At 33.1% G+C, this 23,754-nt stretch carries 20 protein-coding genes, 2 pseudogenes and 1 riboswitch; of the genes and pseudogenes, 1 reads left to right on the top strand and 21 read right to left on the bottom strand.

Annotation, left to right across the window (positions count from 1 at the left end):
* Positions 1-4: 4 nt before the first annotated feature.
* From ACYQ39_RS00375 to ACYQ39_RS00295, 17 genes and pseudogenes are all read right to left on the bottom strand, one after another.
* Entirely contained in the window at positions 5-2,527 is a 2,523-nt protein-coding gene (locus tag ACYQ39_RS00375; protein WP_459839891.1) for an FAD-dependent oxidoreductase, read from the bottom strand.
* A 332-nt stretch (positions 2,528-2,859) separates the two neighbouring features.
* Positions 2,860-3,408, bottom strand: a complete 549-nt coding sequence (locus tag ACYQ39_RS00370) for a YeeE/YedE thiosulfate transporter family protein (RefSeq protein ID WP_459839890.1) — start codon at positions 3,406-3,408, stop codon at positions 2,860-2,862.
* The gene (locus ACYQ39_RS00365) at positions 3,374-3,595 is read right to left on the bottom strand and encodes a sulfurtransferase TusA family protein (protein ID WP_459839889.1); all 222 of its coding nucleotides are present in this window, start codon (positions 3,593-3,595) and stop codon (positions 3,374-3,376) included. Before ACYQ39_RS00365 ends, ACYQ39_RS00370 begins: the two co-directional genes overlap by 35 nt.
* Positions 3,596-3,653: 58 nt before the next feature.
* Complete coding sequence (locus tag ACYQ39_RS00360) at positions 3,654-4,307, bottom strand: YeeE/YedE thiosulfate transporter family protein (RefSeq protein ID WP_459839888.1); 654 nt, start codon at positions 4,305-4,307, stop codon at positions 3,654-3,656.
* Between the two features lie 4 nt (positions 4,308-4,311).
* Positions 4,312-4,512, bottom strand: a pseudogene (locus ACYQ39_RS00355) (helix-turn-helix domain-containing protein); the annotation flags it as partial.
* A gap of 12 nt (positions 4,513-4,524) precedes the next feature.
* Positions 4,525-5,595 (bottom strand): PucR family transcriptional regulator, encoded by a 1,071-nt coding sequence (locus ACYQ39_RS00350; RefSeq protein WP_459839887.1) that lies wholly within the window; start codon positions 5,593-5,595, stop codon positions 4,525-4,527.
* Positions 5,596-5,616: 21 nt separating this feature from the next.
* A complete protein-coding gene (locus ACYQ39_RS00345; RefSeq protein WP_459839886.1) occupies positions 5,617-6,495 on the bottom strand; it encodes a nucleoside hydrolase in 879 nt (292 codons plus the stop codon).
* Positions 6,496-6,528: 33 nt separating this feature from the next.
* Entirely contained in the window at positions 6,529-7,188 is a 660-nt protein-coding gene (locus ACYQ39_RS00340) for a methyl-accepting chemotaxis protein (RefSeq protein WP_459839885.1), read from the bottom strand.
* Between the two features lie 82 nt (positions 7,189-7,270).
* The gene (locus ACYQ39_RS00335) at positions 7,271-8,245 is read right to left on the bottom strand and encodes a sulfurtransferase (protein ID WP_459839884.1); all 975 of its coding nucleotides are present in this window, start codon (positions 8,243-8,245) and stop codon (positions 7,271-7,273) included.
* 205 nt (positions 8,246-8,450) lie between these two features.
* The gene (locus tag ACYQ39_RS00330; RefSeq protein WP_459839883.1) at positions 8,451-8,984 is read right to left on the bottom strand and encodes a spore coat protein; all 534 of its coding nucleotides are present in this window, start codon (positions 8,982-8,984) and stop codon (positions 8,451-8,453) included.
* A 76-nt stretch (positions 8,985-9,060) separates the two neighbouring features.
* A complete protein-coding gene (locus ACYQ39_RS00325) occupies positions 9,061-10,074 on the bottom strand; it encodes a M48 family metalloprotease (protein WP_459839882.1) in 1,014 nt (337 codons plus the stop codon).
* Positions 10,013-10,183 (bottom strand): hypothetical protein, encoded by a 171-nt coding sequence (locus ACYQ39_RS00320; RefSeq protein ID WP_459839881.1) that lies wholly within the window; start codon positions 10,181-10,183, stop codon positions 10,013-10,015. Before ACYQ39_RS00320 ends, ACYQ39_RS00325 begins: the two co-directional genes overlap by 62 nt.
* Positions 10,184-10,400: 217 nt before the next feature.
* Positions 10,401-10,925, bottom strand: coding sequence for an ankyrin repeat domain-containing protein (locus ACYQ39_RS00315; RefSeq protein ID WP_459839880.1), 525 nt, complete (start codon positions 10,923-10,925; stop codon positions 10,401-10,403).
* A gap of 275 nt (positions 10,926-11,200) precedes the next feature.
* A pseudogene (clpB, locus tag ACYQ39_RS00310) lies at positions 11,201-13,779 on the bottom strand (ATP-dependent chaperone ClpB).
* A 171-nt stretch (positions 13,780-13,950) separates the two neighbouring features.
* On the bottom strand, positions 13,951-15,807 hold the full coding sequence (locus ACYQ39_RS00305; RefSeq protein WP_459839879.1) for a methyl-accepting chemotaxis protein: 1,857 nt from the start codon (positions 15,805-15,807) through the stop codon (positions 13,951-13,953).
* 252 nt (positions 15,808-16,059) lie between these two features.
* The gene (asnS, locus tag ACYQ39_RS00300) at positions 16,060-17,454 is read right to left on the bottom strand and encodes an asparagine--tRNA ligase (RefSeq protein ID WP_459839878.1); all 1,395 of its coding nucleotides are present in this window, start codon (positions 17,452-17,454) and stop codon (positions 16,060-16,062) included.
* 63 nt (positions 17,455-17,517) lie between these two features.
* Positions 17,518-18,072, bottom strand: a complete 555-nt coding sequence (locus tag ACYQ39_RS00295) for a hypothetical protein (RefSeq protein WP_459839877.1) — start codon at positions 18,070-18,072, stop codon at positions 17,518-17,520.
* A 175-nt stretch (positions 18,073-18,247) separates the two neighbouring features.
* Between ACYQ39_RS00295 and ACYQ39_RS00290 the strand changes: the two genes are divergently transcribed.
* A complete protein-coding gene (locus ACYQ39_RS00290) occupies positions 18,248-18,937 on the top strand; it encodes a hypothetical protein (protein ID WP_459839876.1) in 690 nt (229 codons plus the stop codon).
* Positions 18,938-19,042: 105 nt separating this feature from the next.
* Here the strand turns inward: ACYQ39_RS00290 and ACYQ39_RS00285 are convergent, their stop codons facing one another.
* The 4 genes from ACYQ39_RS00285 to glgA form a co-directional block, all read right to left on the bottom strand.
* Positions 19,043-19,897 carry a DUF6544 family protein gene (locus ACYQ39_RS00285; protein ID WP_459839875.1) on the bottom strand — a complete coding sequence of 285 codons (855 nt, stop codon included), beginning with the start codon at positions 19,895-19,897 and terminating at the stop codon, positions 19,043-19,045.
* Between the two features lie 252 nt (positions 19,898-20,149).
* Complete coding sequence (locus tag ACYQ39_RS00280; RefSeq protein ID WP_459839874.1) at positions 20,150-21,499, bottom strand: nucleobase:cation symporter-2 family protein; 1,350 nt, start codon at positions 21,497-21,499, stop codon at positions 20,150-20,152.
* 36 nt (positions 21,500-21,535) lie between these two features.
* Complete coding sequence (locus tag ACYQ39_RS00275) at positions 21,536-22,105, bottom strand: xanthine phosphoribosyltransferase (RefSeq protein WP_459839872.1); 570 nt, start codon at positions 22,103-22,105, stop codon at positions 21,536-21,538.
* Positions 22,106-22,295: 190 nt separating this feature from the next.
* A riboswitch (purine riboswitch) is annotated at positions 22,296-22,397 on the bottom strand.
* Positions 22,398-22,514: 117 nt separating this feature from the next.
* Positions 22,515-23,741 carry a glycogen synthase gene (gene glgA, locus ACYQ39_RS00270; RefSeq protein WP_459839871.1) on the bottom strand — a complete coding sequence of 409 codons (1,227 nt, stop codon included), beginning with the start codon at positions 23,739-23,741 and terminating at the stop codon, positions 22,515-22,517.
* Positions 23,742-23,754 lie beyond the last annotated feature (13 nt).

The following is a 23,754-nucleotide window of genomic DNA, read 5'->3' as shown; positions in this document are numbered from 1 at the left end:
TTTATTACTTAACTTTTTTGGCTCTTCTTTTAGTTCTCCACCGCTTAAACCACTGCTTAACTGGATTATCAAGCCCTTCTGCTCCTGCTTTCCAATTATCTCTAAAGATAAATTCAAGCAGATGATAAGCTGGCTTATCAACCATAGCCATAGACTCTCGACAAGCAGCACAATAAGTTACAACTTCTCTATCAGTTTGATTAGCTCTTCTAGCCATTACATCTGTTGATAAATCTTGATTAGCAAGTAATACCATACCACCAAAACCACAACAACGAGTATCCTCACGATTATGTTCAAACTCATCAACTTCTAATCCTAAATCTTGAGCAATATTCCGTACACTTTCATGAATTTCAGGGAAATGGCGTGCTGTACAAGAATCATGAATAGAAATTGTCTTACCTTGAGCTACTCCCTTACGTTCTTCAGGAATGCCAATCTCATCTAGCACTTCATATAATGGAGTAACCTTAATATCATCTGGCTTATGATCAATGATATTATGATTACAGTCTGGACAAGCAGTAATTATCTCATCTGCTCCTAAAGCCCGTACATCATCAATTAAACTTTGGAATCTTTCTTCAAACTCTTCTTCCTGTCCTACCATATTAGTTGGTGCACCACAACACTTTAAGATAAATCCAGTCCCAGGTAAATTATCTTGTAAGTACTGATATGTCTCCTGTACAACATCAGGTGCATAAGATGATAGACTACAGCCAGGGAAGAATACTCTCTTAGTCTCACCAACTTGATCATCATTAAGTTTTGTAGTAAAGAAGTTAGAAAATCCTAATGGTTGATGGAATTTAGTTACTGGATTATGCCCTTCCAGTGGCCCTTCTCCTTGTCTAACTAACTCGCGTCTAACCTGTAAGAAGATATCTGCTAATTCAAAGTCATTTGGACAATAGACTGTACAAGTATCACATAAGTTACAGAAGTAAGACATATCTGTATTAGCTTCTGGATTCTCTAAGATCTTCTGCATTAATTCTTTTGGGTGTTCACAAGTGTTTTCTAAGAATTCACACTCAGCAACACAGTCTTTACACTCACACTGTAAACAACGGTCAGATTCACGTTGAGCCATCTCTTCATCAAAGCCTAATTCTACTTCCTTAAAGTTATCTTTTCGTTCTTCAACTGGTAGCATTTTCATGTCAACTCGGTCCTTACATGGCTCATCTACATCTTTATCTAACCAAGTCTTATAACTACCTTCATTAGCTCTATCTTCATGTAGATCTTCTCTATTAAAGTATCGTTCAATAGATTCAGCTGCTTTTCTACCATGAGCCATAGCCTCAATAGCCAATAGTGGTCTACCAGCAACATCTCCACCAGCAAAGACATGTTCTCTATCTGTCTGTAAAGTAACAGAATCAGCAGCAACTTTGCCACCACGATTTAGTTCAATAGATGACTCTTCCTCTAAGAATTCAGATTGAGCACTTTGACCAATAGCAAAGATTACATTATCTACATCTAACTCTTTTGTCTTACAGACATCATATTCAGGGTTGAAATCTCCTTCTTCATCAAATACCCTAGTACATTTCTTTAAAGTAATACTCTCTACTTGATCATTACCATTAATCTTCATTGGCCCCCAACCATCATGAACTTTGATACCTTCTTCCTCAGCATCTTCAATCTCCCACTCATGAGCAGGCATTTCTGACCTTTCTTCTATACAAGCAATTTCAACTTCTTCTGCTCCTGTTCTCCAAGCAGTTCGAGCGACATCCATAGCTACATTACCGCCACCGATAACCGTAACTTTTTTACCTAAATCTATCTCATCATACTTCTCTAAGCCCGCTTTTCTTAATAGATCAACACCTGGCTTAACACCATCTAGGTCAGCACCATCTAAAGGAAGCATAACACTTTCATGTGCACCAATAGCTACAAATACAGCATCATAATCTGATTCTAACTCTTCAAAAGCTATATCTTCACCAACTTCAATATTTAATTTAATCTCAACACCTAACTTTTCTAGAATACTATATTCTTCATCGATTACTTCATGTGGTAGTCTATAGGCTGGAATACCAACTCGTAACATACCACCAACTACTGGTAACTTTTCATAAATAGTCACCTGATGACCATTCTTACGTAAGTCATAAGCTGCCAAAGCACCAGCTGGACCAGAACCAATAATTGCTACTTTCTTTCCAGTCTCAGGAGCAATATTTAGATCCCAATTACTTGGGTCGTCATGATCTGCAGCAAATCGTTTTAAATTTTTAATTGATAAAGCTGTTTCTAAATCTTGTCGCTTGCACTCTTCTTCACAAGGGTGAGCACAGATACGTCCTAAAATACCTGGAAAAGGTGTAGTCTCTCGAATTAATTCTAGAGATTCTTTATATTTCCCCTCTTGAATTAAATCAATATAACCTTTAGCATCAATGTGTAATGGACAAGTTGCTACACAAGCAGGCGGAGCATCACCCATACAATTATCAACTACTTCATTCATTTTGTTAATTACTTTTTCTGATAACAAAATAACCTCTCCTTTCTAAACAATAAGATATAAATTTCACAAATCAACTTACTATTAAAATTATAACCTGTTATGATTACTTTGTCTTTATATCTTCAAAATAAGTTTTAAGCCTTTTTTTGTGTATTACCTACAAAAAAACCGATTAAAATAGATTAGATCTAATAATATATCCTAGTTATTTGTAATTAGTAACTAATACCTAATATCTTATTATGATCTACCACTTGATCTAAAAATGATATTATAGATCCTAAACAATGCCTTCCATGGCAATTATCTTCTGTCTATAAACATCTGATTAAACCTAATCTCATCATCTATCCCTCCAGTTAAGTAAGCCACTTTGTTAAAAGCTTACTACCTAAATAAATACCTAACATACAAAAAGGCAAATATAACCAACCATTAAGGGCCAAAGAAGAAATAGCACTATATAACCCACCAATATTACAACCAATAGCTACTCTAGCCCCATAGCCCATTAACCAACCACCAATCAATCCAATTAATAGTTGTTTCTTATTCTTAACTTTCTTTATCCGAAACTGTCTAGCTAATAGAATTGCTATTAAGCTACCCAAGATAATTCCTAAGTTAGAATAAGTATATCTATCTTGGATAGGATGTATATAATCATAATAATTCCAAGCTGACCAACTCTGTATATTATAGCCTACCAACTGCAAACACCAAGCTCCATAACGGGCCAACCCAGTAGTAATTGCCCAGTACTTACCAGTCAATAATAAATATATGATATTAAAGACTGCTAAAGCTACTCCTCCTACCCAATAAGGCCAAGGCTTTTCAAAAATATAACTAATTACTTTAGCCCACCATTTATTATCTTGATTTGGTGATTTTGATCTCCCATTCACCAAAAATCACCTCTTGAATTTCTACTTCATATCCCTGCTTCCTAGCCCACTCTGGCACATTAGTCATAGCACAAGTATGGTCTATAGAAATAGATAATGTTTCTCCAGGACTTAATCTTCTAATCTTCTTCTCTACCTTCATTAGTGGTAATGGACACGGCTCTCCAATACAATCTAAATCTTCCATTTTTAATCCTCCTAACCAATATAAAATTTAAGTTAAAACTAGCTCTTTATTCATAGCTCTATGCCGAGGGAAACTTATGCTTTTCCCATTTATAAGCTACTATATATAATCCTATTAATAGTAACAATTGTAATAATAATCCTACCTTCCAGCCAACTAAAGAAGGAAGGTGTGTTATTTGATAATTAGTAAATAATTGATACCACCAAGCTCCATCATGTACTCCTTGCGTTGAACCTAAAATAAAACCTATTAATACAACTAATTGTAATTGAAATCCCTCTCCTAAACGAACCAATGTACCAGAAGCACAACCACCACTAATAGCAGCACCAATCCCAAAAACAAAAGCACCAATAGGTATATGTAATCCCAAAGAAAGAAATTTTCCTGCTGGCTCTAATCCTTGCCCAAATTGATAATACTGAATCCCAGCATAACCTAAACTAGTAATTATTAATGACAATATTATAGCTCGTGCCAACTCAGTCATCCCAAATAGTAAGGGATCTCTTAAGCTAGCAGTAAAACAGATTCTAGAACGCTGTAGAGTAAAACCAACTAATAAACCAAAGATCCAAGCATAAGCTAACTCTGGAGCCAATAAATTATAAATACAATAACTGACTACTCCAGCTATAATAACCAACCCTAAGCCTAATTTTCTCTGCCATATGACTTCTATCTGTAATTGGTCTGCCAGTCTCCTCATACTATCATTCTCCTTCATCTGATTTAGCAAGAATAAATTTATTAATTTTATAAGCAATAGCTAAATTTAGCTGGTTCTCAAAATCATTTAAGTTTAAGCCAATAATCTCTTGAATCCTTTTAATTCGATAACGCATAGTATTAGGGTGAATATGTAACTTTTCAGCTGCCTGCTGAATAGTACCTCCCTCTTGTAAAAAGACCCCTAATGTCTCTACCTAATTTGTATTATTCTGCTGGTCATAGTCTAATAGTTCAACTAGAAACTCAGATGTAAATTGATCAAGTTGCTCATTACCTAATTGCCATAAGAGCCGTAAAACGCCTAAGTTTTGATAAAAGAATACTCGATTCTCTTGATTTGTAGAAGATAAAAAATCTAATGTATAAAGACCTTGTTGATAGCTATCTGGAATTTGTGAACAATCATGTGAGAAATCACCTGCTCCAATAGAGAAAGATAGGTTAGAGAATCGTTGTTGTAGTTTAGAATGAATGTCCTGAATATCTCTTTTAATCTTTTCTTCTGCTTTTGAATAATGAATTAATAGTAAAATATCTCCATCATAAGAAAAAATAATATACTTGCTAGAAATATTAGACCTAATAATCCGGTGCAGACTATGGATAACCTTTTCTTCTAGTTCATACTTGTATAATGTTCGTTCATCACTAATATCAACTTGCTTTTCTTTTTGAGAAGTAAATCGCAAAATAAATAGCTGGTAAGAAACAGTTAAGTCCCAGCCAGCTAGTTCTCCACGTTTAATCAACTCTTGTTTATTTTTAATTTTACCTTGCAATAAATCTTCAATTAAATCATTACTGCATTTTTGGGCCAACCCTTGGACCAAATCATTCTGATGCAACTTTAAAGATAAAGCATAAACAGCTTGAGCAACTACTAGAAAATCATCTTCTGTTAGCTGCTCCTCTTCCAAAATAGATAAGATACCTAAAACTTTATCTTCATTTCTCAACTTAACCTGTAACTCTATTACTTCTTCTTGCTGCCAATCATAACTACATCTTTCTATACATACCCCATGTTCACTAAAGACAACCTGCCTGGTAACTAATTTTCTTTCATCTAAATAAGAGTAAAATTCTTCATTCTCGCGCCGCAATTTACGGTCTACATAGATTATATTCTCTCGATACTTATCTAGAATAAAGACTTGATTAGTAATATCATCTTGTAATCTATTACATAAGGTCCTTAATCCACCATTATTAAGTAGTATCTGTTGATACTGATTCTGTAAAGAAAATAGATCTTTAGTATCCACTATTACAAACTCCTTTATTAATTAAATATTGGCCCAAGCTCCAAAAACTAAATTCTTAAATTTAGCTATATCTTTAATTCTAGTTGGAATATTAATAACTGCTTTATTCTCCTCTTGACTACTAGCTGCTCTTTTTAAAATCAATCTTCCTGTAGTTAAATCATCTGCTGTAGACTGTAAAGTATAGTACTTATCAACATATAGTTCAGGAGAAGTAACATATAAAGCTGATACTAAATCCCACATATAAAATCCTTCTTCACCTATCAACTCTACTCCATACTTATACCAGTGACTAATATAATTATAAATATACTGGTAAACTTCCAAATCACTATTTTGTATCCTGTTCCACTCCTTTGAACTAAATAAAGCATCTAAACAGAGATTACCTGTAGCTACAGTGACAGAAACTTCTGCTTCTAAAACTAATTTTGTAGCTTCTGGGTCGCAAGAGAAATTAAGTTCTTCTACTTCTTTACCATTAAAACATAATGTTTCTGTAATCCCTCCCATTACTACAATCTCTTTTAGATAACTAAAGAAATTATTATCTAATTCATAAGCAGCCTTAAGATTAGTTAATGGCCCAGTAGCCAAGAAAGTTACATCTCCAGCTAACCTTTTTGCCTCTTCTACTAAAAAACTAGCTGCATCAGTATCTAAATCATCCTTATCTACTGCCCCAGAATGAACAGAAAGACTAGTTTCTTCTAATTCAGCTAGCATCTGATTGGTTACTTGATTAGCCTCAGCTAAAGTTCCATTACCAAAAACACTAGTAACTCCTTGTAATTCAACATCTTCTCTACCTAATAAATATAATAAGGCAAGTCCATCATCTACATCTTTTTCATCTAGCCCCATTGTATTATCACAATCAAATAATACTTTTTTCATTTGTTATTCCTCCTATCTAAAACAATTCCTCTTCTACTTAAGATCATCAATAGCTTGACTAATCTTCTCATTTAAACTAATAATATCTGTATTAATCTCTTCAATCTTTCCTACTATCTGATTCGATTCAGAAGATAAATCTTTTACCTCATTAGCTACTACTGAAAATCCTTCTCCTTCTTTACCAGCCCGAGCTGCTTCTATTGAAGCATTCATAGCTAATATATTTAAGTTTTTAGTTATCTTATTAATTTCATTTAATAAACTTTTAATATTCTTCGAATCTGACTCAATAGAAGTATAGACTTCATTTAAATGTTTAATTACTGTCTGTAATAAACTACCTTCTAGCTCTTTATACTCTTGAATAATATTAAAGATTAGATAGGAAACCTCACCACTGATTAGTTCAGTAGTCGCTGTTTTTTCATCTTCAATAGTAGTCAATACTTCTTGCGAACCTGTAACTTCTACTATTAAATCTAAAGTTGAATCACCAATTAATTCCATTATTTCTGTAGTAGCTTCTACTCCTTCTTCTCTAGCTAATAACATGCCAGCAGTTTCAGAGTCAATATCAGCCATATATTTGACTGTTATTGAATCCATCTGTAAGAATATCTTTAATAATTCAGTACCTACTTCACCTGCTCCAATAATTCCAACTTTAATCTCTTTCTGATCAGTAATCATTTTCTACCTCCTAATTTTCATCAATATAAAAAAAGAGGCATGCTGCAATAGCATCCCTCCTATGTACTTCTATTACTGATCGCTATTCTCCTTGTTCAATTGGCAATTCTTCTCTGGCACTCCAACCAATCCAAGATTCATCATAATTCCTTACATTGTCATAACCTAGTAATTGAGTTAAAACAAATGTAGTGTGAGAAGAACGAACTGCTGACTGACAATAAGGAATAATATCTTTACTATCAGTTATACCTTTAGATTGATAAACTTTCTTTAACTCTTTAGCAGTCTTGAAAGTACGTGGGCCTTCAGACTTACCACCATTAACAGCATTCTTCCATTCAATCCAAGTAGCTCCTGGAATTCTCCCTGCCCGATCAGTATATGTCTTTTCTCCAGTATATTCTTCACGAGTACGAGTATCTAAGATAATGTTATCTTGACTATCAAGAGCCTTCTTTACATCTTCAAGTGTAGCTAACCACTGTTCTTTATTAATTTTAGCTTGATCAAATTCAAAGTTACCTTTCTTAACATCAGGTCCAGTAAGATTTGTATCAAAACCTAACGCCTTCCAACGTATAATTCCTCCATCTAACAATTTAACATTATCATAACCATACATTGTTAATAGCCACCACATTCTTGCAGCATCATATTCACCACGATCATCATAGATAACAATTAAGTCACCTTTATTGACACCTTTATTCTGTAACATCTCTTCCATCTGCTCAGGAGTAGCTCGCATACCACCAAACTTATGATTTGAATTCTCTTCATCACTACGATAAATCTGAACTGCTCCTGGAATATGTCCTGTTAAATATTTAGCTTTATGCCTAAAATCAAAAACTGCTACATCATCTTTATCTTTGATCTCCTTTAATTTTTTAGCACTAATTACAGATTCAGGATGAGCATAACCTCGCTCCTTAATTGGTACATAATCACTATCACTACTGGCCTGCTGGCTATTACTACATCCAGATACTAACATAAGTCCTACAATAAGTGTTAATACACCTGCAATCAACTTCATCTTTTTACTCTTCATTTTTCTGCCCCCTTATTCTTATTGTACTTGATTTATCTTTCACAATCAAAAATAACTAATGAAAGATATTTATAACTATCTCTCATAAATAATGATATCTCTTATAAACTGATTTGTAATTATTATCACAAACTAATTTTTCAATATTATTTTGTAGAAAAGTTACAAAAGAAGGTCAACTTCATAGAAGTTGACCTATAAGACTCTATTGAGATGGACTGACTGTATACCATCCTTTTTGATTCATCATCTCAAATAACTGTTGGGCATGATTGTGTTCTTCTTGTTGGATATGTTCAAGGTTCTGAACTATTTTCCGATTAGCAGACTCTAAAACAGCATTATCATAAGAAGTTGAAACATGTTTTTCTGTCATTAACGCATCTTGTAATAACTGACGATCACTAAAAGAATCATAATCTTGATCATTTTTAGTTGCCATAGCACTATTAGCTATTTCCATATTATTTTGCTTATCAGTCATTGCCAGATCTGAAACAGATTGCATCTGCTCTGTTTGTCCTTGTTGTCCACCTTGTTTTACACTTTGAAAGTCTCCATCTAACATATCAGTTAAGGCTTGAGCATGTTTTCTTTCTTGATTTGCTAAATTATTAAATAAACCTTTAATCTGCTTATCAGAAGCATTATTAGCATACATCTCATATTTGTGAATACAAATCTCTTCAGCAGCTAAATTATCTAAAATTAGTTCTTCTTCTTTGGCTGTCAGTTGCAATTTGGCCCCTCCTTTACTGAGAAAATGTATCATTAGTATATGTAACCTTTACAAAATTACTCATTATATTATATCTTTATTCTTTCCAGTTTAAAGCACGCTCTACTCGTTCTCCAATAGGTGGATGTGATGCCTCAAATAATAGTTTATACCAACCAAACTCTAGTTCTGATAGACTTTCATCGGCTAATTTAGCAAAAGCAGTAGCCAACTTCTCTGGATCATCAATTAATTCTAAGGCATATTTATCTGCTTTCTTCTCTAACTGCCGATTAATAAATAACTCAATAGGGCTTAAAGACCAATTCAATAAACCTATTAAAATAAAGAATAATGGTAGACTCACAATACTATAAACTTGATTATAACCTAACCATTTAGTAAGTGAAGGAAAAAAAGTTACTACCCCTAAAGTCATCACCAATAGACCTCCAGCTTGAATAAATAATAACTTGAATATATCATTACGTACATGATGACCAATCTCATGGGCCAACACTGCCTCAATTTCAGCATTACTATATCTCTCCTTAAGATTATCACCTAAAATTATCTTTCTAGTTTGGCCCATCCCCATTACAGCTGCATTAGCTGCATTCATTTTAGAACTCAAGTCAAATTCATAAATGTCCTCTACTGGAATATTAGCTCGCCTAAAAAGATCCATTAACCTCTTACGTAAAGGGGAGTCAGGATAAGAAGTTAAATTGAAGAAGAGAGGAAAGATTACAACTGGAAATAAAAAGTTGAGCACTACAACAAATAATATTCCTCCTATAGTAAACAATAACCACCATTTATCACCAAGCCAAGTTACAGAAGTTAAAAAGCCTCGCCCTATTAAATATAAAAGTAAACTACTTAAAATAAACATTTTAACTTTATCTATCAGCCATTCTTTTGAACTTTGATTAGATAAATCATAGTTACGATTTAACTTGTAACTAAGATGATAATCTAATAACCAAGCCAAACAAGAATAGACTGCATAGATTCCAATAATAAATAGAATTAACCTTAAATCAAAATTATTGATCTTTACTTCTAATAAGTGATAAAATTTTTCTTCTGTCGATAAGCCTAATAACAATCCCCCAAAATAAAAGTTTAAATATTAACTTATAAATACTAAAACGTTTTTGGCTTTGATTGTATTCTTTAGCTAATTTACGGCGTTCTTCATTATACAAACTTTCCATTTCTATCCCTCCTAATTTTAATTCATTTATTATTCTTCTTTATTTAAAATTATATTCCTAGAAAAATATAAAAGAGTGCCTTAGTAGGCACTCTAAAGACTAATTATTATCAACTCTTATCAATACCTAACTTATATCTCTCTTTCTATTGTAGTAACATACCAATCCCTCTTTATGTACCTAAAACCCTATGTATCTAAAAAATTATTATAACAGACTATTTTCCATTACTAAGTTTCTTTAAACGCTGATAAACCTCTACACTATCAGGTGACCTTTTACTAGCTTCTAGATAATGCTGTAAATAATCTAAAGCTGTCTGCCCTTTCTTGTCCTTTAAATTATAATCTGCCTGATAATCAAGCAGTTGATCTATAACTGCTAAGTGACCATTATAAGCAGCATAGATTAAAGGAGTTCTTCCTTTTTGATCCTGAAAATTTACTTTAGATCCTTCTTTCAACAATTGCTTTACTAAATCTAAATTACCTTCTTTAGCAGCTTTAATCAATGCCAATTTAGCCGACTTAAAATTAGTTCCAGAAGTAGTTTTTGCATCTGACTCTGCTGCCTTCTCCTTATTAGATTCTTTCTTATTTTTTGACTCCTTTACAGTTGTTTCCTGCTTTGTAGTCTGCGAAGATGAATTACTTATAGTCTCAGTATTATCTGGACTAGAACAACCTACTAACATTATCACTAACAATAGACTCAATACTAACCAAATATTACTCCTTTTCATATCCTATTCCTCCTTAATAATTAAGTACTACTTTATACTTCTCTACTAATTGCCAAATCCCTTTTTCAACCTATTATTTACTATATATAACAGATTGACAATTAAAATTAAAACCTTTATAATTCTATATATTAAGAATCTAATGAAGAAGATAGAAAAGAACTTTGTAACTTATGTGAATGGAGTGAGTATAACTACTGTAAAGAAGGATTAGCTACTTTTAAAGATAAGATAAAATAATAAAGGTCAGGAAGTTGGCCCTGACCCATAATATATTAAGTAGTAGTAAATTGGAAACTTTCCTGATTATAATCTACTATAATCTCATCTCCTTCTCTAACTCTTCCTTCTAACATTTCCATAGCCAACTCATCTTTAATATATTTTTGAATTACTCTCTGCAATGGTCGAGCACCATAAGTTGGGTCATAACCTAATTCTCTAATCTCAGCTTTAGCCTCTAAAGTCAACTCAATTGTTAAATTCTGCTGGGCCAACTTCTCCTCTAACTCTGCTAATCTAAGTTCAATAATCTGATTTAGATCTTCTTTAGATAAAGAGTGGAAGATAATCTGCTCATCAATTCGATTAATAAATTCTGGTCTAAAATGGCTTTTCACTTCTTCTAATACCTTTTCTCTCATCTCTTCTTCATTATCAATCTCCTGAATATAATCTGAACCAATATTAGAAGTCATAATAATAACTGTATTTCTAAAAATCAACTTCCTTCCCTTGACTATCAGTTAAGATGCCATCATCTAAGATCTGTAATAAGATATTAAAGACATCAGGATGGGCCTTCTCAATCTCATCTAATAAAATAACTGAGTAAGGCTTTCGTCTAACCTTTTCTGTTAACTGCCCACCATCTTCAAATCCAACATAACCCGGAGGTGAACCAATTAGTTTAGCTACTGCATGACGTTCCATATACTCAGACATATCTAATCTAACTAAAGCTGATTCATCATCAAATAATGTCTCAGCCAATGTCTTAGCTAATTCTGTCTTACCAACACCAGTTGGCCCCATAAAGAGAAAGGATTCCTAAAGGTCGATTCTCATCTTGCAGTCCTGTTCGAGAACGACGAATTGCATTACTAACTGCTTTAATAGCATCTTTTTGGCCTACTACTCGTTGAGACAGTTCTTCATCTAAATTAATTAGTTTTTTCTTTTCACTCTCCATTACTCTAGTTACAGGAATATCAGTCCAAGAAGCTACCACTTGAGCAATATCTTCTTCCTTGACCTCTTCTCTTAATAGATTTCGCTCTGTCTTTGAACTAGTTTCCTTCTGATTAATTTCCTCTAATTTTCTACGTAATTCATGTAACTTACCGTGTTTTAACCTAGCTGCTTTCTCATAATTAGCCTCTCGTTCAGCAGCTTCAGCTGCCAACTTTGTCTCTTCAATCTCTTCTTTTAAATTCTGAATATCTTGGATGACTCCTTGTTCTCTCTCCCATTGAGCTTTTAATGGTCTCATTTCTTCTTTTAAATTAGCTATCTTTGATTCTATCTCATTTAATCTTTCTTTAGCTGACTTGTCTTCTTCATTCTTTAAGGCTTCTCTTTCAATCTCTAACCTTCTTAATCTTCTATTTAACTCATCTAATTCTCGCGGCATAGAATCAATCTCCATCTTCAACTTAGAAGCAGCTTCATCTACTAGATCAATTGCTTTATCAGGTAGAAACCGTTCTGTCAAGTATCTATCTGATAATCTAGCCGCCGCTACTAAAGCATTATCTTGAATCTTTACTCCATGATGAATCTCATACCTTTCCTTTTAAACCACGCAAGATAGCAACAGTATCTCCAACATTTGGTTCTTCAACTAATACAGGCTGGAATCTCCGCCTCTAAAGCTGCATCTTTTTCAATATGTTGTTTATACTCCTCTAAAGTAGTAGCTCCTACACAATGTAACTCTCCTCTAGCTAGAGCAGGTTTAAGTAGGTTAGCAGCATCCATAGCACCTTGAGTAGCACCAGCACCTACTAAAGTATGCATTTCATCAATAAAGAGAATAATTTGACCTTCTGCCTTCTTAATTTCTTTTAAAACTGACTTTAATCTATCTTCAAATTCACCACGATACTTAGTACCTGCTACTAATGAACCCATATCTAAGGAGATAACACGCTTATTCCTTAAAGCTTTAGGTACATCACCATTAATAATTCTCCGGGCCAACCCTTCAACAATAGCCGTCTTACCAACACCAGGTTCACCAATTAAAACTGGATTATTCTTCTTTCTTCGCGATAATACCTGCATTAAACGACGAATCTTTTCATCACGACCGATAACTGGATCTAACTTCCCTTCTTTAGCCTGTTCAGTCAAATCAACAGTATAATTCTCTAATGCCTGATACTGATTTTCAGACTGTCTGCTAGTCACTTTTTCACCTCCTCTAATCTCTTGAATTCCTTCTTCTAGTTTAGATTTATTGACACTTTTATTCTGTAATAGTTTACTCACTTTTATTATCTGTATCTAACATAGCTAACAATAGATGTTCAGTAGATATGTACTCATCAGTTAACTCTTTAGCCTCTTTACGAGCTTGGCGTAGCACCTTACCTAAAGCTCGAGAAGAATATAATTCATTGTCATCTGAATAGACTTTAGGAAATTTATCCATAGTCTTCACTAGATCATCTTTTAACTCTTCTATATCTAAACCAATCTTCTGTAAGATAGGGCCAACTATACCTTCTCCCTCGAGTAATGCTAATAGTAAATGAGCAGGCTGAACCTCTTGGTGCCCTTTATCATCAGCTAAATACTGGGCTTCCATTAAACCTTCTTGAGCTTTTCTCGTTAAATCATCCATCTTCATTTTCACTAGCACCTCCATTTACTTATATATTACTGGTTTAAATATGTATTTTGAATTATTATCACTCACTAACGTCGAGTGCTAATAAAATTATAGAATAATAAATCTTATTTGTCAACAATAAGAGGGCCAAATAAAATAGTGAGAGGGAGTTGGCCCTCTCACTTAACATTAAACTTTAAAATCATCTATTATTTGTTGTAATTGTTGTGCCATAGAGGCTAATTCCTGTGATGAATCTGTAATTTCATCAGAGATATTACCAATATCCTCAGTCGCATCAATAACTTGATTACTATTCTGACTTAAATTCTGAGTAGCATTAGCCGTCTCTTTAATCTGAACTGTAGTCTCCTGACTGACCTCTTCAATTTCAGAAAAGACGTCTCCTGCTTGTTGAGCAATATCCTGACTCTCTTCAGTTATATCTGCTAACTGCTCAATTGCTTCCAGACTTTGAGTAGACTTAGCTTGAGTATCCTCAATCAACTCTTTAATATCTTCTGTAGCCTGGTTAGTCTCTTCTGCTAACTCTCTAATTTCATCAGCTACTACAGCAAAACCTTGTCCTGAACCATCTGTAGTAGAACCTGCTCTAGCTGCTTCAATAGCTGCATTTAGAGCCAATAGATTGGTCTGTTCAGCTATATTATTAATTAAATCTACAATCTGTCCTATCTCTTGAGAATTACTATCTAAATCATTAATTATATCTACTGTGCCCTCAACTGTCTCTTTAATCTGGTCAATACTTGATATAGTCTGATCAATATTCTCACTACCAGCTTGAGTCTTATCAGTAGACTTTTGAGCAAAACTAGTTACTTCCTGAGCACTAGCAGAAATCTGTTGAATACTAGCTGACATATCATTAATTAATTGGTTAGTAGTTTCTATTGTAGCATTTCCTTCTTGAGCAGAGGCAGATAACTCTTCACTATAAGCCGATAGATTCTCTATTGTTTCTAATAGACTGACTATAATATCTCTTAAGCTATCTCGCATTCTATTTAAAGCGTCAACTAAGTCACCAATTTCATCTTCAGTATCAACTTCAATCTTGGTAGCTGTTAAGTCTTTACTTGCAAACTTATTAGCTAACTCAACAGCCTTCTCAATTGGATTAGCAATTCTAGTAGCTAGTAAATAAGCAACCACTAACCCTACTATAATAGCTACTATTCCTACAATTAAACTAGACTTTTGGATAGATGTCAATGGACTCAATACATCATTAGTCTCAGCTGTCATAGCTACTGACCAGCCTGTCAGTTCTATTGGAGCAAAAGCTAACACCTTACCAACTCCATTTAACTTATAGTGGGCTAGACCTGACTTTCCTTGATTCATCTGTTGGGCTACTTCTTTTAAACTTTGGTTACCATCAAATATCTTTTTATTACCTAAGTACTCTTCTTTAGGATGAGCAACAGTCTTTAAATTACTATTAACAATCCAGCCATATCCATAACCATCTATCTTCATATCCTTAACCAACTTCTGCATATAACCAGGGTTTATATTAGCTCCTATCATTCCTACCAATTGATTATCTTTAAAGATAGGGCTACCTACTACAATAACTGGTCTTCCTGTAGCCTCACTAATTATTACATTAGAAATTACTGGTTTTTCAGTTTTTAATAACTTTTGAAAGTAATCACGATCAGAAATATTACCATTCTTACCAGCAGTAATCGTATACTTACCACTAGAATCAGCTATAAACATACTCTCTATATCCTTCTGATGTTCCATTAATTTAAGAAGTATACTCTTCTGTTTCTTCCAGTTCATACTCTTAATAATATCAGTATCTGTTAATAAACTTACCTTTCCCTGCATCTCTTCTAACCATTGAGTAATAATCTTAGCATTCTGTTTAGCACTTCTAGTAGCTGCATCAGAGATAGTCTCTTCTAAAATATTTCTAGACTGATTATATGTAACTAATGAACTACCAACTAATAATACTAAGATCAAGCAACTAATAAATAACATCATCTTGTTTTTAATACTATTAAACACTTTTACTCCTCCTCTTATAAACTAATTAAATCACTTATTAATATAAAATATAACTTTAGATCGAGATTAAGAACTTAAAAACTTCATAACTTAAAACCACCTAGTAAAATTATTCTTCCTTCGACAGAAATAATCATTAAAAATGAAAGAGATACAGATAATCCAAATTATTTTTTGATTAACATTTATTATAATATAAATAATTAATTTATGCAAAATAAAAAGGCACCTCTGCAGGCGCCTTAAAATCTTTTAAAATTTAGCGTTACCAGGAGTTCGTGGGAAGGAAATTACATCACGAATATTACTGATACCAGAAATATACATTAAAATCCGTTCAAAACCTAATCCAAATCCAGAGTGTGGTACAGTTCCGTATTCTCTAGATTCTAAGAACCAATCATACTGCTCTAGATCCATATCCTGCTCCTTCATAAGATCAACTAAAACATCATAACGTTCTTCACGTTGACTACCACCGACAATCTCACCTACACCAGGTACTAAACAATCAACAGCCCTTACTGTCTTGCCATCTTCATTTAATCTCATATAGAAAGCTTTAATATCAAAAGGATAATCAGTTACCATAATTGGCTTTTTAAAATGCTCTTCTGTTAAGTAACGCTCATGTTCAGTCTTTAAGTCAATCCCCCACTCAACTGGATAATCAAAGTCTTGGTCAGCCTCTTCTAAAATATCAATTGCTTCAGTATATGTAATGCGACCAAAGTCAGTATCTATTAATTCTTCTAAGATAGCTATCTTATCATGATCAGCAACTTCTTGATTAAAGAATTCTAACTCTGCTTGACATTCATCTAGAGCATACTGGAAGAGATACTTTAAGAAGTCTTCTATTACTGCCATATTCTCTTCTAAATCACAGAAAGCCATCTCAGGTTCAATCATCCAGAATTCTGCTGCATGACGAGAGGTATTTGAGTTTTCAGCCCGAAAAGTTGGCCCGAAAGTATAAACATCACCTAAACCACAAGCCAAAATCTCAGCTTCTAACTGACCACTGACTGTCAAACCAGTCTCTTCTTCAAAAAAGTCCTGGCTATAATCAACTTCACTTTCTTCTGTTAATGGCACCTCTGCCAAATCAAAATTAGTTACATTAAATATTTCTCCTGCTCCTTCAGTATCATTAGCTGTAATAATTGGTGTCTGTACATAATTAAAGTCACGTTCTTGGAAAAACTGATGAACAGCATAAGCCATCTTACTTCTAAAACGATTAATTACTCCAAAAGTATTAGTTTTAGGTCTTAAATGGGCAATCTCTCGTAAAAATTCAGGAGAATGGGCTTTCTTCTGTAATGGATAATCTTCTGGACAATCTCCAACAATCTCAATTTCTTCTGCCTTCATTTCAATGCTTTGTTCTCTACCTTCTACCTCTTCTAAATAACCTTGAATCTTCAAACTAGTCCCTGTATTAATCTTATCTAACATAGGAAAATCAGTTGGTTCTAAAACAACGACCTGCAAGTTTTCAAGTGAACTTCCATCGTTTAACTCAATAAAAGCAATATTTTTAGAACCTCGTTTAGTTCTTGTCCAACCATAGACTGTTACATTGGACATATCTTCTACCTTACCTGCTAAAACATCTTTAATCTTCGTTTTAAAATAACTCACTTATATCCCTCCACTAATACTATACTTTAATATATTATATCCTAGATTTATAATTATAATTTACTAGAAATCTATTTTAACTCCATAATTAACTCCACTGAGAGTATTAGTTTCACTACCTATTACTTTATAACCTAATACACCAGTAATTCCATTAGCTAATTCACCACAAATACCTAATTCAGAATCTATCATAATTTCAGATCCACTGACTAAATCTACATCAAAATAAATTTCTTTTCTCTCTAACTTTTTTTCAATTATAAAACCTGTTTTTAGCCCACTAGAAGAATCATCAAATAAACTTCCTGTTATACCTCCTAGTTTAAAAGCATAATTGAACTTTTTATCTCTTTTTTGCATACCCTCAGGAATAAATTGATACTCTAACCCCATTATTCCTTTTTGATTACCCACAGTAAGTTCTGCACCATATCCTCTATATTTATCTATCCCATAACCAAAATTCAACTGAATATAATCTCCTTCACTAGAATGAAAATTAGTTCCTTTGAATCTATAAGTTTCTGATCCTAAATTTAAAGTGGATGCAGATGATATACTACTAGATAATACTATTATAAGTGCTGAAATAACTAAAATTTTAATTTTAGACATAAAATTACCCCTTTCTCAATTATTAATAATCTAGCTAATTTAACATATTCTTTATAAAATACTTTTTTCCTGCTTAATACTAATCAGCTTTTAATTATTCTTATTAATAAAAGGATATTAATTGCATATATAGAATACAATCTATGATAACTATAAAAAAGGAAGGAGTCAAGTAATGAACTCAAATAAAAAATTAACTTTACTTCTAATTGCAGTATTAATTATCTCTTATACTACTGCTTCTCATGCTACTTTTACTACAGGGAAAGGGAAACATACTTTTAAAGTCGATATTTTTAGACCAACACCAGAATTAAGATTACAATCTTTCCTTGCTGGTTTTGGAATTGATAAACAATCTTCTATTAATTTCCGATTAACTAACACAAGCGATTCTAAAGAGCCACAACCAGTTAACTTTTTAGCTCCCTATTATAAAGATATGAAAGGGACAGATGGAGATAATAATTTCTATCTTACAGGGCCAGTTTTAGAAGTTATGTATCAGTACATACCAGCCCACCCTCTCTTTGTAACTGATAGCTCCTTAAATGCTATTCAGGTAGGATTAAGAAACTTACGTGGTGATAGTAAACTAAATCCTAAATCTGATACAATGGAGAATGTAAATAGAACATATCTTACTTTTGGCTTGTTAAGTCGTTCCAGATTTGAAGATAATAATCTATTTTCTAGTCTTAATTTAATTGCTGACTTAGGCCATAGTAGTTGGGGACTCGATGGACAAGTAGGAATGGAGTTTAAGTTAACCAATAACTTTAGAACTCAAATCAGCTATAAATATAAAGCAACAACTTCTGGAACAGGAAGTGGAGTATCTGTAGGCGTGAAAGCCCATTACTAACATAAAATTTTTATATTAGAATACAGTCTATTATCAGTTTCAAAAGTCAGTGTCAGTAGATAATCACAAGGTGCCAATTTTACTGACACTGATACTATACTTCTATTAATAAAGTACAGGATTGTTATATTCAACTTCAGTAACTTCCATCTTATAATAACTGAAATCACCTGATTTTAACTTCCAGATTGCCCTTCCTTCAGTAGGAACTCTTATACCATCTAATTCTTTATAATTACCAAGTGGAACTGAATAAGTCTCTAAAGTAGGTTTGCCATCAGTTACCATATATCTCTGACAAGTAAAATTCTCTACTTCTCCTTTCTCATTAAATTTAAATACTGCGGATGCTGTTATTTCTCCATAACTCATAGTAGCTCTAGCTGAATTAGAATCTATCTCTTCCCAATCTACATAACTACTTAAAGCTGCAGTTGGAAACCAGACCATCTCCCCTAGATACCGTAATAAAGAACCTTGATCTACCTCTTTTCCTTTACTATCTGCAACATTTATCAATGACAACAACTTAATCAGCATTTTCCCTTTACCTTTATAATATTTATCTCTTCCTGTGATATATAACAATGGATGCATTTTAACTTTAACTTTCCATATAAATGCCGGTTGATCTATTGTAAAATATTGTTCCGCTTCAGCAGGCATCCATGGTTCTTCTTTTTCAGTTCGTAGAAATCCTTTCTGTTTTAATCTGACTGTAAATATCTTTTCCTGACCTATAACTCCTGAATTTCTAAGCCATCTTTTAACTGGTTTTGGTAGACCTACTAAATCTTCTTCTGTAATAACTTCAAGCTCACCTATATTAGTTTTTGCAAATAACTTTTCAACTTCACTTTTTACCTTTCTATCAAACATCATATTGCTTACGACAACTAATATAACAATTATAACCAAAATAAAAATAGATAGATTCAAAAATAATGATATAACTTTCAAGATTTCATATTCCTCCTTAAATAATATTTTAATTTTATTTATTAACATTATTTTCTACATAAGATAATATTAACCCTTTATATTTTAATAATTATTAATATTCTTTTCATAATGAATTACTTTCATTTAATAATATTATCAATCTATAAAAATGACGTGTTAAGTTCTATAGCTATTTAATCTTTTAATTTGCGCCTATTCCAAAAAATAAATAAGTCCTGCATATACGCAGGACTTTATATAAAATAACTATTAACTGGTTTTTGGTAATAAAATATTCAATAATAAAGCTACTATAGTACCTGTAGTAATCCCTGATTGAAAGAATGTATTTAGTTCTTTAGGTAAGTTACTTAAGATATCTGGTCTAACAACTACACCTAATCCTAAACCTAAAGATACAGCTATAATAATCATATTTCTTCTTGTCAAATCACATTTATGTAATACTTTAATTCCACCTGCTGCAATCATACCAAACATTATAATTCCTGCTCCACCTAATACTGGATTAGGCATAATTGCAATTAAAGCACCTAACTTAGGAAAAATACCCAACAACATTAAAACAATACCACTTAAAACTACTACAAATCTACTTGCTACTCCTGTCAATGGAATAATCCCTACATTTTGACTAAAGGAAGTATTAGGACCAGCACCAAAAATTCCTGCTAACATACTCCCTACTCCATCTGCCAATAAACCACCAGAAATATCATCACTTGATATTTCTTTATTACTAGCTTCTCCTACTGCTAATAAATCTCCAATAGTCTCTACACTAGTTACTAAATAAGCAGGTAAGAAAGACAAAAATCCAGTCAAACTAAAAGCTATCCCAAATTTAAATGGAGTTGGTAGACTAACTATACTTGCTTCTTTAACTGCAGAAAAATCTAACATACCTAGAGGATAAGAGATTATATATCCACAAATAATTCCAATTAAAATTGATCCTGAACTAAAAAATGCATTTCCAAATTGATTTAAGATAATAATTATTGTCATAACTATTAATGCAACAGTTATATTTTGTAGACTACCATAATCAGCTGCTCCTACTCCTCCAGCAGCCCAATCAATTCCAACTGGTAAGACAGTTAACCCAATTAAAGTTACTACACATCCAGTTACTACCGGCGGAAAGAAACCTTTAATTTTAGGAAAAAATCTACTAATAATCATCTCAACTGGAGCTGCTAACAGTGTAGCACCAAAAATACCAGGTAATCCTAACTGGCTTCCTACAGCAATTGATGGGCCAACAAATGTAAAATCAGTCCCCATTACACAAGGCAACTTAGCACCAACTGGTCCTAGACCTTTAGCCTGAATAAAAGTAGCCAACCCAGCCATAAATAATGCCATACTGACTAAAGCACCCATCTGTGTTGTAGATAAGCCTAACGAGCCACCAACAACTAATGGAACAGCAACAATACCACTAAAAGCTGCTACAATATGTTGAACTGCTAAAGGAACTGCCACTCCTAATGATGGTTTATCTTCGATACCGTATTGTAATTCTTCACCTGTTATTTCTTGATTAGCCTCTACTTCTTCAATATAATCCTGTTGATAAACAGCTTCTTCTGCCATTATAACTCCTCCTTATAATTTAAAAAATTCTATTTATTATGCAAAAGTAACTTGGTTATCTTTTAAGTTATCAATGATTGCTAATGATTCAACTTGAATCCCGTTATCTCGCAGTCTATCTCCACCTGGCTGAAATCCTTTCTCAATTACAACTCCTATTCCTGCAGTCTCTGCTCCTGACTCTTCTGTTACCTCTAGTAGCCCCTGAGCAGCTTGGCCCATAGCCATGAAATCATCAATGATTAATATTTTATCGTCTTTTTGTAAGTACTCTGTTGCTACACTAATATTATAGACTTTATTTTTAGTAAAGGATTTTACTTTAGAAACATAAGAATCATCATTCATGGTCACTGGTTTATTCTTTCTAGCAAATACAACTGGTACATTCAATTCTAAACCTACCATTGAAGCTACTGCAATTCCTGAAGTTTCAATAGTTAAAATCTTAGTTATTTCTTGACCTTTAAATCGCCTAACAAATTCTTCTCCTACCTTCTTCATTAATTGCGGGTCAATTTGATGATTTAAAAAAGAATCAACCTTTAAGATCTCTTCTGAACAGACTTTCCCTACCTCTTTAATTCTTTCTTTTAATAACTTCATTTTTATTACCTCCTAATTTATTATTACAAAAAATAAAAAAGCCCAGATAGATAAATTCCACTCTTAACAAGTGAAACCTATCCATCTGGGCTTTTCTCCCTCTGGTGTAATACATATGTATTATGCCGCTTGAACCAGCCAGTAAAAACAGTATATATTAAAAATTTCTTACACTGCTCTACTACGGAACCCTAGGCACTCTTTCACTCGTAGTCAAGTAGTTTACGGCTACTTGGTAGAAACTCTTAGGCCATATTCCTAACGTTATACGAGTATAAAATATTCTCTTTTTGTTACCTTTAACATAACACATGTTATTTGTATTTGCAAGAAAAATAATAATAATGTTTAGAATAAAAAAAGCACCTCCCAACTAGGAGAGATACTTTTTCTATAACATTTATTTCTATTACTCATTATCAGTAATTAGGTTTTGATACATCTCTTTAGTCTGTTGGGCAATTGCCTTCCAACTAAATACTTCTTCTACACGCTGGCGACCATTCTCACCAAATTTATTCTGCAACTCCTTATCGTCTAAGACTTGGTTAATATTTTTAGCCAATTTTTTAGAAAAAGCAGCAGGGTCTTTTGGTTCACCAGTGCCATCATCCACCTGTTCAAAATCAACTTTAAATCCAGTTTCTCCATCAACAACAACTTCCTTAATCCCGCCTACAGCAGAAGCAACTACTGGTGTCTTACAAGCCATAGCCTCCAAATTAATAATACCAAATGGTTCATAGACTGATGGACAACAGAAGACAGTAGCATTAGAATAAAATTCAATTACTGCTTCACGTGATACCATTTCATTGATCCAGATTACTCCATCTCGTTCTTCTTGAATTGCATTAACTTTTTCGGTCATCTCTTGTTCAATCTCCTCAGTATCTGGAGCACCTGCACAAAGTACAACTTGAGTTTCTTCATTAATATCTTTAATAGCATTTACTAAATGAATAATTCCCTTCTGACGAGTAATTCTACCTACAAACAAAACATAAGGCTTATTAGGATCAATTCCATACTTATCTCGATATTCGCTACTATCAGTATATTGATACTTATCTAAATCAATTCCATTATAGATTACTTCAATATCATCTGGATTGACATCATAACAATCAAGAATATCCTGTTTCATTTCTTTAGAAACAGCTATCACTTTATCAGAATCCTCAACAGCAGTTCGTTCCATCCAAGAAGATAATTGATAAGCATTACCTAACTGCTCTTCTTTCCAAGGTCTAAGTGGTTCTAAACTATGTATAGTAGTTACTAGAGGAATATCATATAATTTTTTGGCCCAAAAACCTCCCATGAAAGTATACCAAGTATGACAATGAACAATATCAGCTTCTGACTCATCTTTAGCCATTTCTAAATCAACTGACAAAGCATCCAAAGCTTTAACAAAACGAGAATCTGTATTCTTACTCATTTCCTCCCAAGGCTCATAAGCTACTGCATCACGTTCATCTTCTATTAATTCTTCATCACCAGCAAATGCCCGCACCTCTACGTCCATAATATCTGCTAAATTACTTGTCAAATTATCAACATGAACTCCTGCTCCACCATAGATATTATTTGGAAATTCCTTAGTTAACATCATTACTTTTGAATCTGACATTAGTATTCCTCCT

Source organism: Halanaerocella petrolearia, assembly GCF_054657875.1.
Note: the sequence above shows the minus strand (reverse complement) of the source record. Positions and strands in the feature narration are given on the sequence as shown.